The sequence below is a fragment of the Stenotrophomonas sp. SMYL89 genome (assembly GCF_036319985.1).
In the GTDB taxonomy this organism is placed as follows: Bacteria; Pseudomonadota; Gammaproteobacteria; order Xanthomonadales; family Xanthomonadaceae; genus Stenotrophomonas; species Stenotrophomonas maltophilia_Q.
In genome coordinates, this window is the sequence record NZ_JAWIRW010000001.1 from 130,736 (window position 1) to 144,263 (window position 13,528).

Consider the following 13,528-nt stretch of genomic DNA (forward strand, 5'->3'; position numbering starts at 1 on the left):
GCCTGGCAACCCCTGCGCGGCATGAACGCTGCACCCTTCGGCGGCACTTTCCCTGGACCGATTGCCTTGGCAACGGAATTACGCCTGCCGATGAAAACGTTTACAAAGCCGCTTGCACTGTCCCTGGCCCTGTCTGCCGCACTGGCCGCCCCGGCCTGGGCCGACCCCGCCGCGTTCACTGTGCTGACCCTGGAACAGGCCCCGACGGACGAGGCGATGCCGGCCCTGGCCGCCCAGCTGAAGACCCTGCAGGTGGACGCGGTGAGCGTGCGCCAGGTGCAGCGCGGCATCGGCCAGGTCGATCCGCTGCAGGTGCTGGCCGATGGCCTGGGCTACGAGTACCGCTTCATTGCTGCCGGCAAGGACGATGGCCAGACCCAGCGCGGCCAGGCCGTGCTGACCCGACTGCCGATCGCCGCTGAATCCGGCCCCGACCAGCCGGGCCTGAACTACCTGCGCCTGGACGACGGCCGCCACACCGTGGCGGTCTATACCGATGCCGGTGCAGGTGCGGCGCAGCTGCCGGCGCTGGTCACCCGTTCGCGGCTGGGTGCACCGGCGGTGCTGCTCGGCGCGGTGGCCGGTGAATCGGCCAAGGCCGCAGGCTTCGATCCGGCGCGTGTGGCGTTGGAAGCCGATGCCAGCTATTTCAGCGATGGCTTCCAGGCCGCCAGCAGTGCGCCGTTCAAGGTGGAAGGCAGTACCCTGCGCGCCACCCTGCTGACCCTGGCCTATGCCGCCGACAAACATGGCGACAGGCCGTGGATGGACACCACCCTCAACGCCGATGCGCGCGCTGCGCTGCTGCTGAAGGCGATGACCGAGGACGAGAAGTTCCAGATGCTGCACAGCTATTTCGGGCTGGGCAAGGACGGTGGCCCGCTGCCGGAAGGCGCGGTCGGTTCGGCCGGTTTCGTGCCGGGCGTGGCGCGGCTGGGCATTCCGTCGCAGCAATCGGCCGATGCCGGCGTCGGCGTGACCAATCCCGGTGGTATCCGTCCGGGTGACTTTGCCACCGCCATGCCGTCCGGCCCGTCCACCGCCTCCAGCTGGAACCGCGATGTGGCCTTCGCCGGTGGCGCCACGATGGGCCGCGAGGCATGGCAGCAGCGCTTCAACATCCTGCTGTCAGGCAGCGTCAACCTGCAGCGCGACCCGCGCAACGGGCGCAATTTCGAATACGCCGGTGAAGACCCGCTGCTGGCCGGCTCGATGGTTGGCGCGCTGATCCAGGGCGTGCAGAGCCAGCACGTGATCTCCTCGATGAAGCACTTCGCGCTGAACGACATGGAGACCCGTCGCAACTTCCACGACGTGCGCATCGGCGAACAGGCCATGCACGAGTCGGACCTGCTGGCCTTCGAGATCGCGCTGGAGGCTGGCCGCCCGGGCGTGGCGATGTGCTCGTACAACAAGATCAACGGCACCTACGGCTGCGAGAACGGCTACCTGATGAACCAGGTGCTGAAGCAGGAATGGAAGTTCCCCGGTTTCGTGATGTCCGACTGGGGCGGCGTGCACAGTGGTTCGAAGGCCGCGCTGGCCGGCCTGGACCAGCAGTCGGCCGGTGAAGTGTTCGATGCGGCCGTGTTCTTCGATGAACCGCTGCGCCTGGCCGTGCACGGTGGCGTGGTGCCGCAGGCGCGCCTGAATGACATGGTGGCGCGCATCCTGCGCACGATGTTCCTGCATGGCAACTTCGACAATCCGCCGCAGCACCAGAAGGTCGATGCCGAGGCCGGTTTCGCCGTCGCCCAGCGTACAGTGGAAGAAGGCAGCGTGCTGCTGCGCAATGAGGGCAACCTGCTGCCGCTTGCCGACAGCGTGAAGCGCATCGTCATCATCGGCGGCCATGCCGACAAGGGCGTGATCGGTGGCGGTGGTTCGTCGATGGTGGGCGTGACCGCCAAGGGCACCAATGCGGTGCCGGGCGTGCTGCCGACCACCTGGCCGGGCCCGGTGATCTTCCACCCGTCCTCGCCGCTGGAATCGCTGCGTGCGGCGCGCCCGGACGCGACCATCGAGTACGTGGACGGCAGCAATGCCGCCGCTGCGGCCAAGGCAGCCGCGCAGGCCGACGTGGCCATCGTGTTCGCCACCCAGTGGGCCGCCGAATCGGTGGACCTGCCGGACATGCAGCTGCCGGACAACCAGGATGCCCTGATCTCGGCAGTGGCCAAGGCCAACCCGAAGACCGTGCTGGTGCTGGAAACCAACGGCCCGGTGCGCACGCCTTGGCTGGCGCAGGTGCCGGCGATGCTGCAGGCCTGGTACCCGGGCATCCGCGGCGGTGAAGGCATCGCCGCGCTGCTGACCGGCCAGGCCAACCCGTCCGGCCGCCTGCCGGTGACCTGGGTGGTGGACGAATCGCAGCTGCCGCGCCCGCACATCGACGGCCTCGGCTTCAAGCCGGCCAAGCCGTTCGGTGATGTGTTCGATTTCGATATCGAAGGCGCCAACGTCGGCTACAAGTGGATGGCGGCCAAGGGCCTGACCCCGACCTTCGCGTTCGGTCACGGCCTGTCCTACACCTCGTTCGCCTATGAAAACCTGAAGGTGAGCGTGGAGGGTTCGCGCCTGGTCGCCAGCGTCGACATCCGCAATACCGGCAAGCGCGCCGGCGCCGACGTGGCCCAGCTGTACCTGAAGCTGCCGGCCGGCAGCACCACGCCGATCCGCCTGATCGGCTACGACAAGGTGAACCTGCAGCCGGGAGAACAGCGCCGCATCCGCATCGAAGCCGAGCCGAAGACCCTGGCCCACTACGATGCACAGGCGCGCCAGTGGAAGATCGACGGCGGCACCTACCAGGTGCAGCTGTCGCGCAATGCGGCCGAGCCGCTGCAGAGCGTGGACGTGCAGCTGGTGGAGCAGGTGCTGCGCTGATGCCTGAAGACACGGCCCCGGAAGGGGCCGTGTTTGTTTGCAGATTGCCGCTGCGCTCGCCGGGCACGGCCCGGCGCTACCGGATATCTACTGTAGAGCCGAGCCCATGCTCGGCTGTTGTAGAGCGGAGCCGAGCGTGGGCTCGGCTCTACAGAAGGCCGCGCCCGGCGGACGCCGTCATCACCCGGGCGTGCCGGTGAACCACCCGCGCAGGAAATCGATCAGCTGACGCACCTTCGGCGAGGGCTGCGTGCTGTGCGGGTAGACCGCGTACACGCTCTGCTGCGGGAAGCGGTGCTGGCGCAGTACCGGGCGCAGCCGGTCCTGGGCCAGATCGTCCTCGATCAGCCAACGTGGCAGCACGGTGACCCCGGCGCCGGCCACGGCGAAAGCGCGCAGGCTGCTGGCACCATCTACGCGCACTACCGCATTGCCCGGGTTGGTGGCAAACAAGGCGTCGCTGCCATCCGGCGCTACCACCGGCACATCGGCCAGGCGCGGGTAGCCCAGGCGGGGCAGGGTGCCCAGCTGCACGGGGTCATCGGCAGCATCGGCAGAGGGCAGGCGTACGAGCAGGGACGGAGCCGCCACCGCGCACAGTGGATGGCGTTCCAGCTCGCTGGCATGCAGCCCTGAATCCGGCAGGCGGCCGAGGCGGATGGCCAGGTCGAAGCGTTCGGGAATCAGGTCGGCCGGTGCCGGTGAGGTCGACAGGTGCAGCTGCAGGGCCGGGTGCCGCGCACGGAAGGCCTCCAACGCAGGAATCAAGCGTAGCTGGGCGTACTCCGGCGTGGTGGTCAGGCGCAGCACGCCCTGCAGCTGATGCTGGTCGCGGCGCGCGGCATCGATCGCTGCCTGTGCGGCGTCCAACGCCTGCACGCAGTGCTGCAGGAACTGTTCGCCGGCCTCGGTCAGGGCCAGGTGGCGGGTGCTGCGCAGCAGTAGGGTCACGCCCAGCTCCTGCTCCAGCCGCTTCAGGTTGAAGCTGACCACCGCGCGGCTGAGGCCGAGCCGATCGGCTGCTGCGGTGAGGCTGCCGGCCTCGACCACGGCGCGGAAGATATCGAAGCGATCGAGGCTGACCATGGCAATTCATTGTCAAAGTGGATTTGACAGTGTTGCAGTTGCTGTCGTGTTTTTCCAACAAGGCCCGCACGGCATGCTGGCCGCTTCCCTGTTGGAGCGCCGCCGATGCCGTCCCCCCGCCTGCGCCATGAGGCGATCTTCCTGCTGGTATTCGCCCTGGATCTGGGCAACATGTTCATCGCCACGGTGGCCTATCCGGCATTGGCAGCGGAGCTGCACGCCGACGTCAGCACCCTGGCCTGGGTCGGCACGGCGTACATGCTGGGCCTGAGCGTAGTGATTCCGCTGGCGCCGTGGCTGGCCGCGCGCTGTGGCGAGCGTCGCCTGCTGCTGGTGGCGTTGCTGTTGTTCGCGGTCGCCGCTGTGCTGGCTGGCGCAGCGCCAGGAATCGGCTGGCTGCTCGGCTGGCGCCTGCTGCAGGGCCTGGCCGGTGGCCTGCTGATTCCCGTGGCGCAGGCAGCCGCCTATCGACAGTGCACGCCGGGCCAGCGTGGCGCGCTGACCCGCCGCATCCTGCTGGTTGCGCTGCTGGTACCAGCACTGGCGCCCGCGCTCGGTGGGCTGCTGGTGCAGTGGTTGTCCTGGCGCGGTGTGCTCTGGGCCAGCCTGCCGCTGGCCGTGCTGGCGATTGGACTGGTGCTGGCGTGGATGCCGGCCGATGGCGCGCGCAGTGCGCCGCGCCTGCAGGCCTATGCGCTGTCTACCGCGATGCTGGCGCTGGGCGCGCTGCTGCTGGCGCTGACCTGGCTGGGCGAACCCGACCATCGGGCCGCCGGTGCCGCATTGCTGCTGATCGCATTGCTGCTGGCGGCATTCCACCTGCGGCATGCACGACGGCAGGCGCACCCGTTGCTGCGCTGGTCGCTGCTGTCCCATCGCAGGCTGCGGCTGGCAATGCTGGTGTATCTGGCAGTGCCCGGCGTGTTCATCGGCAGTCAGCTGGTCAGCACGCTGCAGCTGCACCAGGCCGGTTACAGCGCCGCGCGCATCGGCGCATTGATGCTGCCGTGGGCGCTGGCCTCGGCCATCGCGATCACGGCCAGCAAGCGCCTGCTGGCCCGGTTCGGCCCGGCCACGGTACTGCGCGTGGGCATGCTGCTGCAGGCCAGTGGGCTGCTATTGATGGCGCTGCTGCCTCAGCCCGCCTTCGCATCGGCCGCGCTGTTGTTCGCGCTGATGGGCGCTGGCGGCAGCCTGTGCAGCAGTACCGCGCAGACGCTGGCCTTCCATGGCGTGGAGGGGGAGGCGCTGGGCGATGCCAGTGCCCTCTGGAACCTCAACCGCCAGCTCAGTTTCTGCCTCGGTACTGCGGCCATCGCGCTGCTGCTGGCACTGGCCATGCAATGGCTGCCGGCCCATGCCACCGGCGTGGCGCTGGGTCTGGCCGCCGTACTTACCCTGCTGCCCCTGGCGCTGTTGCGCCGGCCGCAACAGCTTTCCTTTCCGCAACCCGAGAATGCCTGATGGATACCACCGCAGAACATGAAATCCACCACCTGCACGACAAACTGCAGGGCTGGTTCCGTGCCGACGTCAGCACCGATGCGCTGGATGGTCTGATGGCCCATTTCTGCGCAGACTTCAGCATGGTCGGCATCGCAGGGCGGCGGCTGGATCGCGATGCCGTGCAGGCGCTGTTCGTGGGAGGCCATGGCGCGCGCGCCGGGTTGCAGATCAGCATCGAGGCCGTGCAGGCCGTGGAAGCGCCGTCACCGTTGGCGGTGCTGCGTTATCGCGAAGGCCATTCGATCGATGGCGGCACGCCTGCTTGGCGGGAGTCGCTGGCGGTGCTGCGGCAGGAAGCCGGGTGCTGGCGCTGGCTGGCCCTGCACGAAGTGCCGGCGGCCTGATGTTGTAGAGCCGAGCCCAGGCTCGGCTGGGGCCACCGCAACCTGCCCGAAAAGCAGCCGAGCGTGGGCTCGGCTCTACAGCGTCGGGTCTGCGCACGCCTACCCGGCCGCACATGTGCCATCAGTCCTGCCTGCATCCGCCGCAGAATGCAAAGTCCGCCCACACCTCATGGCTCAAGGCAGGAGTAGGCTTGAGGCTTTCCTGCCGGGAGGGGTTGTCCATGCGTGTGCGTGCCGTCGCTGTAGCCATTGCCCTTTGCCTGTCCAGCACCGTGCTGGCCGCCGATACCCCGCCGATGACCCCGGACATCAGCGGCAAGCCCTTCGTTGCCCCTGATGTCGGTCGTGACTACGACAAGCGCGTGGTGATGGTGCCGATGCGTGATGGCACCAGGCTGTATACGGTGATCGTGGTGCCCAAGGGCGCCCGCAATGCCCCGATCCTGCTGACCCGCACCCCCTACGATGCCGCTGGCCGCGCCAGCCGCAGTGATTCGCCGCGCATGCGCGACCTGCTGCCGCAGGGCGACGAGGTGTTCGTCGACGGCGGTTACATCCGCGTGTTCCAGGACATCCGTGGCAAGTACGGCTCCGAAGGCGATTACGTGATGACTCGGCCGTTGCGCGGGCCGTTGAACAACACCCAGGTCGACCACTCCACCGACGCCTGGGACACCATAGATTGGCTGGTGAAGAACGTGCCGGAGAGCAATGGCAAGGTCGGCATGCTCGGCTCGTCCTACGAGGGCTTCACCGTGGTAATGGCGCTGACCGACCCACACCCTGCGCTGAAGGTGGCCGCACCGCAGAGCCCGATGGTCGATGGCTGGATGGGTGACGACTGGCTCAACTACGGTGCATTCCGCCAGGTCAACTTCAACTATTTCGCGATGCAGACCGAGAAGCGTGGCAAGGGTACGCCACTGCCCAGCCTCGGTTACGATGACTACAGCACCTTCCTGCGCATCGGTTCGGCTGGCGACTACGCGCGTTTCACCGGCGTGGACCAGCTGACCTGGTGGAAGAAGCTGGTCGAGCACCCGGCCTATGACGGCTTCTGGCAGGGCCAGGCGCTGGACGCGGTAATGGCGAAAACACCGTTGAAGGTGCCGACCATGTGGCTGCAGGGCCTGTGGGACCAGGAGGACATGTGGGGTGCCAACCACGCCTACCAGGCGATGGAAGGGCGCGACAGCGGCAACAACCGCAACTACCTGGTGATGGGCCCGTGGCGACACAGCCAGGTGAACTACAGTGGCAGTGAGCTGGGCGCGCTGAAGTTCGATGGCGATACCGCATTGCAGTTCCGTCGCGATGTGCTCAAGCCGTTCTTCGACCAGTACCTGGTGGACGGTGCGCCGAAGGCCGACACGCCGCCGGTGCTGATCTACAACACCGGCGAAAATCACTGGGATCGCCTGAAGGGTTGGCCGCGCAGCTGCGACAAGGGCTGTGCTGCCAGCAGCAAGCCGCTGTACCTGCGTGCCGGCGGCAAGCTGGCGTTCCAGGCGCCGGCGGCGGGCGAGGGCGACTTCGAGGAGTACGTGTCCGACCCGGCCAAGCCGGTGCCGTTCGTGCCGCGTCCGGTCCGCTTCGGTGACCGCGACATGTGGACCACCTGGCTGGTCAAGGACCAGCGCTTCGTCGATGGTCGCCCGGACGTGCTGACTTTCATGACCGAACCGTTGACCGCGCCACTGCGCATCGGCGGCGCGCCGGTAGTGCACCTGCAGGCCTCGACCAGCGGCACCGACAGCGACTGGGTGGTGAAGCTGATCGATGTGTATCCGGACCAGGAGGCCTCGGCGCCGGAGATGGGCGGCTATGAGCTGCCGGTGTCACTGGCGATCTTCCGCGGCCGCTATCGTGAGAGCTTCAGTGATCCGAAGCCGCTGGCGGCCAACCAGGTGCTGCCGTACCGCTTCGACCTGCCCAACGCCAACCACACCTTCCAGAAGGGGCACCGGGTGATGGTGCAGGTGCAGTCCAGCCTGTTCCCGCTGTATGACCGGAACCCGCAGACCTACGTGCCGAACATCTACCTGGCCAAGCCGGGCGATTACCAGAAGGCCACGCAGCGGGTCTGGCACAGTGCGGCGCAGGCCAGCTACATCGATCTGCCGGTGTATTGAGGTTGGTGAGATCCGCCGGGTGTGCGATGCCCGGCGGCTGCGGTAGTGCCGGCCGCTGGCCGGCAACTGCAATGGCGCGAGAGCGTGTCGACCAAGGTCGACACCTACCAAGGCACTGGTCTTCACCCCACCTTCGAGGGGCCCGTGCGCCAGCGGCTGGGGACCAGGCCGAAGCGCTTGCGGAATGCAGCGGCGAAGTTGCTGGGGTGGCGGTAACCACTGGCGGCAGCGGCCTGCTCGACCGTCCAGCCGTCCTCGCGCAGGCCCTGCTCGGCATGGCGCATGCGCTGTTCGTGCAGGTAGTCGAACACAGAGCTTCCGTACTGCTGGGCGAAATGACGGCGCAGCGAACTTGGGCTCATGCACGCCAGCTGCGCCAGCTCGACCAGGCTGTGGGCGTGGCTGGGGTCGTCATGCAGGTAGGCACGCACGCGCTCCAGGCGCTCGCGCTGGCCGGCCCGCAGCGTTCGTACATGGTCGGTCTGCAGATCCTCGGCCTTCAGGCCAACGGCCAGCAGCTGCAGTGCAACGCCCTCGCGCCACAAGGCGTCGATGCCATCTTCCCATGGGCTGTCGAACAACTGGCCGAGTACCGGCAGCAGGGTATGCGGAATGGCCCAGTGGCGGCATTCCAGGTGGCTGTTGAGCGCGGTCTCCAGCTGCGGCAGATGGAACAGATCCGGATCGATCTGGCCGGGCACCATGACGCTGACGCCGCGCATGCGCGTTTCGCCGGGATGCGCACCGGTCATCTCGACCTGCTCGCGGTGGTGCGCGGTCATCGCCGTGCCGGCGCGCAGGGTGAAACCACCGCGTCGCGGAATGCGCACATCGACCTGGCCCTGCAGCATCACGCGGATGGCCAGGCCGGGGCTCTGCTGGGCGGTCGCTACATAAGGAAAGCGATTATGGACGTCGGAGGCGATCAGGCTCATGCCGCCGCGCAGGAATTGCTCGTTGACCTCGCCATGGCCGGCCCACTGGTCGTCGCGCAGGTGTTCCGGGTCAGCGCGGTAATCGAAGCCATGACGGTGGCCAAAGCGGCGGTAATCGGCAAAAGTGAAGTATCGGGACATCGCTCGGCACGTACTTTGGAGGTGGACGCTGGCATTACCTCGCCCACGCGCTCTGCAACGCAGATGCAGATCCGGTCGTTACCCGCGCAGGCATGCTGGGAAGCAGTGGCGTGGGCACTCTGGATGGCTGGGGAAACGCCAGGTTGAATGGAGTGTGTCGAAGAAACTGGAAACGTTTCCCATTGTCGCCTCGATTCGCGCGCTTTTGATTCCAATAGGGTCAAAACGATTGACGATTACGGCCAAAGTGAAAATGCCGCCGAGCATACGCAGGCGTTTTGCATGCATATCCGTACGTAATTCCATACATCAACTTGAGTTGAGGTTTCATGGCTGGAACGATCGCCCGTAGACGCGGTGTCAGCCAGGCCATCACAGGCACGCGCGTAGGGTGGGGCGGTTGGCTGCTGCAGGCCACTTCGATATCCCCACTGATGGAGAACGCAGATGATTGACTACCAACTCACCGGCAAGACCGCGATCGTGACCGGCGGTGTGTCCGGCATTGGTCTGGCCGTGGCGCAGACCCTGGCGGCGTCCGGCGCGCGGATCTCGGTCTGGGACCTGAAGCAGGATGCGGTGGATGCGACCGTGGCGCAGTTGCGCGATGCCGGTGCGCAGGCGATTGGCATCGCGCTGGACGTCACCGACGATGCCGCGGTGGAGGCGGCGGTGCAGCGCACGATCAACGAACTCGACGGCCTGCATGTGGCGGTCAACAACGCCGGTATCGGCGGGCCGGCCGCCAGCAGCGGTGACTATCCGATCGATGGCTGGCAGCGGGTCATCGACGTCAACCTCACCAGCGTGTTCCTGTGCCAGCGTGCGCAGATCCGGGCAATGCGATCCGCTGGAACCGGCGGCAGCATCATCAACATGGCCTCGATCCTGGGCCAGGTGGGGTATGCCGGTTCCACCGCTTACGCGGCGGCCAAGCACGGCGTGGTCGGGCTGACCCAGACAGCCGCGTGGGAACATGCTGCCGACGGTATTCGTGTCAACGCGGTCGGCCCGGGCTTCATCAGCACGCCGCTGCTGGAGAAGATGGACCCGAAGGTGCGCACGACGCTGGAAGGGCGCCACGCCCTGAAACGCCTGGGCACGGCCGAGGAAGTGGCGGCACTGGTGGCCTGGCTGGCCAGCGACGATGCCTCGTTCGCGACCGGTACCTACTACGCCATCGATGGTGGCTACCTGGCGCAGTGAGCGAATGCGGTCAGTAGATCCACGCCATGCGTGGATGACAGCGTGGGGTGAAGAAGGCGTGCCATCGCCTTCACCCCCGTCCCACGATCGCCACGCGACGCTCCGGGAAACTCCCGGAGCCTGCCCATGGAACTCACCCAGGATGTCTCGATCCTGCTGCGCGTAGCCGCAGCGATGCTGTTCGGCGGCGTGCTCGGTGTCGAGCGCGAAATGGGCAAGCACGCCGCCGGCCTGCGCACGCACATGCTGATCGCCGGGGCCGCTGCGCTGATCGTCGGCCTCGGCGACTCGGTCGCCGAACATTTCCAGCAGGAGCGCTATCGCGACCTGTTGCAGGTCGACCCGGTCCGTCTGATCGAAGCGGTGGTGGCCTGTGTCGGCTTCGTTGCCGCCGGCACCATCCTGCGCGGCTCGCGCGAAGACCAGGTCAGCGGATTGACCACTGCCAGCTCGTTGATCATGGCGGCGGCCATCGGGATTGCGGTGGGGATCAGCAAGTACGTGATCGCCATTGGAGTGAGCGTGCTGTGTGTGCTCGTGCTGGCGGTGATGCGGCGGTTGGAGAAGAAGATCTCATAGGGGAGGGGGCGGACGAGGTTGCCAGCCAGCGGCCGGCACTACCACGGGTAGTCATAATGGTAAGACCAATATGTGATCTAGCCCTATGGTCTAATAGGCGCTTCGTCAGTGTGGCGGTTAAATCCGCTCTACGTGGCCTGATCAAGATCGATATTGGTAAGACCAATGATCGACAGGCACGGCGACCCACCGCCTGCGGTGGAGCACATCCCGCCCCCAGTCGAGAGCTTTCATGCAGCCCTGGCAACACCTGTACGACCCCGCCGGCAACCTGTGGTTGTCGAGCCTGATCGCGCTGCTGCCGATCGCGTTCTTCTTCGTTGCCCTGGCCGTGCTGCGCATGAAGGGCTGGCTGGCCGGCACCATCACCGTGGCCATCGCACTTGGCGTTGCGCTGCTGTTCTACCGCATGCCGCTGACCCAGGCGCTGGGTGCGGCTGGCTTCGGCTTCGTCTATGGGCTGTGGCCGATCGCCTGGATCATCATCGGCGCGGTGTTCCTGTACAAGGTCTCGGTCAAGACCGGGCAGTTCGACATCATCCGCGCCTCGATCCTGTCGGTCACCGAAGATCAGCGCCTGCAGATGCTGATGGTCGGCTTCGCCTTCGGTGCCTTCCTGGAAGGTGCGGCCGGTTTCGGCGCACCGGTGGCGATCACCGCGGCGCTGCTGGTTGGGCTGGGCTTCAAGCCGCTGTATGCGGCTGGCCTGTGCCTGATCGTCAACACCGCGCCCGTGGCCTTTGGTGCCATGGGCATTCCGATCATCGTGGCAGGGCAGGTCACGGGGCTGGATGCGTTCGAGATTGGCCAGATGGCGGGCCGCCAGTTGCCCTTCCTCACCATCATCGTGCTGTTCTGGATCATGGCGATCATGGATGGCTGGCGCGGCATCAAGGAAACCTGGCCGGCGGTGCTGGTTGCGGGTGGCTCGTTCGCCATCGCCCAGTACCTGACCTCCAATTTCATCGGCCCGGAACTGCCGGACATCACCGCGTCGCTGGCGTCGCTGGTGTGCCTGACCCTGTTCCTGCGCCGCTGGAAGCCGGTGCGGATCTTCCGCTTCGACACTGAAACCAGCGCCGAAGCGGCCGCCCAGGCACTGGAAGCGCCGCGCTACAGCGTTGGCCAGATCGCCAAGGCGTGGTCGCCGTTCCTGATCCTCACTGCGATGGTCACCCTGTGGAGCATCAAGCCGTTCAAGTCGCTGTTCGCGGCGGGCGGCCCGCTGGAAGGCTGGGTGCTGAAGATTCCGGTGCCGGGGCTGGACCAGCTGGTGCAGAAGATGCCGCCGATCGTGGACGCGCCGCTCAGCTATGAGGCGGTCTATAAATTCGACTGGTTCTCGGCCACCGGGACCTCGATCATCCTCGCGGCGGTGATCGCGATCATCGCGCTGCGCATGCCGGCCCGTTCGGCGCTGCAGACCTTCGGCGAGACCGTGCGTGAGCTGCGCATGCCGATCTACTCGATCGGCATGGTGCTCGCGTTCGCCTTCATCGCCAACTATTCGGGCCTGTCGGCCACGCTCGCCCTCGCGCTGGCGCACACCGGCGATGCGTTCCCGTTCTTCTCGCCGTTCCTGGGCTGGCTGGGCGTGTTCCTGACCGGTTCGGACACCTCGTCCAATGCGTTGTTCTCGGCACTGCAGGCCACCACAGCGCAGCAGATCGGCGTGTCCGACGTGCTGCTGGTAGCGGCCAACACCACCGGCGGTGTCACCGGCAAGATGATCTCGCCGCAGTCGATTGCCATTGCCTGTGCGGCGGTCGGCCTGGCCGGCAAGGAATCGGACCTGTTCCGCTTCACGGTGAAGCACAGCCTGGTCTTCACCACGATGGTCGGCCTGATCACCCTGGCCCAGGCCTACTGGCTGACCTGGATGATTCCCTGAGCCATGCCACGCCGGCCATCCCTCTGCCGCGTGCTTCGGGCCACAATGGCGCCATGAGCATGCAACGCATTTCCGACAAGGTGGCCGCACAGCTGCGCGGCCTGGTGCAGGAACAACGGCTGCAGCCCGGTGACCGGCTGCCGGCCGAGCGCACCCTGGCGGTGCAGCTGGGGGTCTCGCGAACGGCGTTGCGCGAGGCCATCGCGCAGCTGGCCAGCCAGGGCCTGCTGAGCGCACGGGTCGGCGGTGGCACCTACGTGGCCGAGCCGGCGGCACGTGCGCGGCAGGCGCTGGACGAACCGCTGGCGCCGTACCTGCCGCTGTTCCAGGGCGACCCGGAATACCGCTTCGACGTGCTTGAGATCCGCCACGCACTGGAAGGCGCCACCGCCTGGCATGCTGCATTGCGCGCCACCGACGAGGACCGCGCGCGCATCGCGCAGGCGTTCCAGACCATGATGGATGCGCACGGCAAGGACGACCCCACCGGCGAGGCCGAGGCCGACGCGGCCTTCCACCTGTCCATCGCCGAGGCCTCGCACAACCTGGTGCTGCTGCAGGTGATGCGAGGCTTGTTCGAGCTGCTGCAGACCAACATCTCGCAGAGCCGCGAGAAGCTCTACACCTCGGCGAGGACCTTCTCGCCGCTGTCCGACCAGCACCGCGAGATGATGGATGCGGTGCTGGCCGGCGACCCGGAACGCGCGCGCGCCGCCGCGCATGCCCACCTCGAGTTCGTGCACACCACGCTGCGCACCCTCGATGACAACGAAGCCCGGCGTGCGCGGGCCTCGCGTCTACCTTCCCCACACGGTTGACCCA

General features: G+C 66.9%; 10 protein-coding genes. 8 read left to right on the plus strand and 2 right to left on the minus strand.

All coding sequences use genetic code 11. The features are described 5' to 3' along the window. Positions 1–90: 90 nt before the first annotated feature. The gene (locus tag V3B41_RS00670; protein WP_080355000.1) at positions 91–2,886 is read left to right on the plus strand and encodes a glycoside hydrolase family 3 C-terminal domain-containing protein; all 2,796 of its coding nucleotides are present in this window, start codon (positions 91–93) and stop codon (positions 2,884–2,886) included. Between the two features lie 180 nt (positions 2,887–3,066). Here V3B41_RS00670 and V3B41_RS00675 read toward each other — a convergent pair whose 3' ends face one another. Continuing rightward, a complete protein-coding gene (locus V3B41_RS00675; RefSeq protein ID WP_049429040.1) occupies positions 3,067–3,972 on the minus strand; it encodes a LysR family transcriptional regulator in 906 nt (301 codons plus the stop codon). A gap of 105 nt (positions 3,973–4,077) precedes the next feature. Here V3B41_RS00675 and V3B41_RS00680 point away from each other — a divergent pair, with 105 nt between their 5' ends. The 3 genes from V3B41_RS00680 (at position 4,078) to V3B41_RS00690 (ending at position 7,954) form a co-directional block, all read left to right on the plus strand. Further along, the gene (locus V3B41_RS00680) at positions 4,078–5,436 is read left to right on the plus strand and encodes an MFS transporter (protein ID WP_049429039.1); all 1,359 of its coding nucleotides are present in this window, start codon (positions 4,078–4,080) and stop codon (positions 5,434–5,436) included. After that, entirely contained in the window at positions 5,436–5,822 is a 387-nt protein-coding gene (locus V3B41_RS00685) for a DUF4440 domain-containing protein (RefSeq protein ID WP_049429038.1), read from the plus strand. The genes V3B41_RS00680 and V3B41_RS00685 overlap by 1 nt, the downstream gene beginning before the upstream one ends. Before the next feature lie 221 nt (positions 5,823–6,043). Further along, positions 6,044–7,954 carry a CocE/NonD family hydrolase gene (locus tag V3B41_RS00690; protein ID WP_049429037.1) on the plus strand — a complete coding sequence of 637 codons (1,911 nt, stop codon included), beginning with the start codon at positions 6,044–6,046 and terminating at the stop codon, positions 7,952–7,954. Positions 7,955–8,076: 122 nt separating this feature from the next. On the opposite strand, the gene V3B41_RS00695 is transcribed toward V3B41_RS00690, so the two are convergent. Continuing rightward, a complete protein-coding gene (locus V3B41_RS00695) occupies positions 8,077–9,030 on the minus strand; it encodes an AraC family transcriptional regulator (protein ID WP_049429036.1) in 954 nt (317 codons plus the stop codon). Positions 9,031–9,477: 447 nt separating this feature from the next. Here V3B41_RS00695 and V3B41_RS00700 point away from each other — a divergent pair, with 447 nt between their 5' ends. From V3B41_RS00700 to lldR, 4 genes are all read left to right on the plus strand, one after another. Continuing rightward, positions 9,478–10,236 (plus strand): SDR family NAD(P)-dependent oxidoreductase, encoded by a 759-nt coding sequence (locus V3B41_RS00700; protein ID WP_049429035.1) that lies wholly within the window; start codon positions 9,478–9,480, stop codon positions 10,234–10,236. Between the two features lie 126 nt (positions 10,237–10,362). Continuing rightward, entirely contained in the window at positions 10,363–10,815 is a 453-nt protein-coding gene (locus V3B41_RS00705) for an MgtC/SapB family protein (RefSeq protein ID WP_049429034.1), read from the plus strand. 232 nt (positions 10,816–11,047) lie between these two features. Then, the gene (gene lldP, locus V3B41_RS00710) at positions 11,048–12,706 is read left to right on the plus strand and encodes an L-lactate permease (RefSeq protein WP_049429033.1); all 1,659 of its coding nucleotides are present in this window, start codon (positions 11,048–11,050) and stop codon (positions 12,704–12,706) included. Positions 12,707–12,759: 53 nt separating this feature from the next. Further along, the gene (gene lldR, locus V3B41_RS00715) at positions 12,760–13,524 is read left to right on the plus strand and encodes a transcriptional regulator LldR (RefSeq protein WP_329859632.1); all 765 of its coding nucleotides are present in this window, start codon (positions 12,760–12,762) and stop codon (positions 13,522–13,524) included. Positions 13,525–13,528 lie beyond the last annotated feature (4 nt).

Excerpts from the sequence above, each read along its gene's own strand:
- V3B41_RS00690 (WP_049429037.1), top strand. The coding sequence starts at position 6,044 with ATGCGTGTGCGTGCCGTCGCTGTAGCCATTGCCCTTTGCCTGTCCAGC.
- V3B41_RS00680 (WP_049429039.1), top strand. The coding sequence starts at position 4,078 with ATGCCGTCCCCCCGCCTGCGCCATGAGGCGATCTTCCTGCTGGTATTC.
- V3B41_RS00705 (WP_049429034.1), top strand. The coding sequence starts at position 10,363 with ATGGAACTCACCCAGGATGTCTCGATCCTGCTGCGCGTAGCCGCAGCG.
- V3B41_RS00695 (WP_049429036.1), bottom strand. The coding sequence starts at position 9,030 with ATGTCCCGATACTTCACTTTTGCCGATTACCGCCGCTTTGGCCACCGT.
- V3B41_RS00700 (WP_049429035.1), top strand. The coding sequence starts at position 9,478 with ATGATTGACTACCAACTCACCGGCAAGACCGCGATCGTGACCGGCGGT.
- lldP (WP_049429033.1), top strand. The coding sequence starts at position 11,048 with ATGCAGCCCTGGCAACACCTGTACGACCCCGCCGGCAACCTGTGGTTG.
- lldR (WP_329859632.1), top strand. The coding sequence starts at position 12,760 with ATGAGCATGCAACGCATTTCCGACAAGGTGGCCGCACAGCTGCGCGGC.
- V3B41_RS00675 (WP_049429040.1), bottom strand. The coding sequence starts at position 3,972 with ATGGTCAGCCTCGATCGCTTCGATATCTTCCGCGCCGTGGTCGAGGCC.
- V3B41_RS00670 (WP_080355000.1), top strand. The coding sequence starts at position 91 with ATGAAAACGTTTACAAAGCCGCTTGCACTGTCCCTGGCCCTGTCTGCC.
- V3B41_RS00685 (WP_049429038.1), top strand. The coding sequence starts at position 5,436 with ATGGATACCACCGCAGAACATGAAATCCACCACCTGCACGACAAACTG.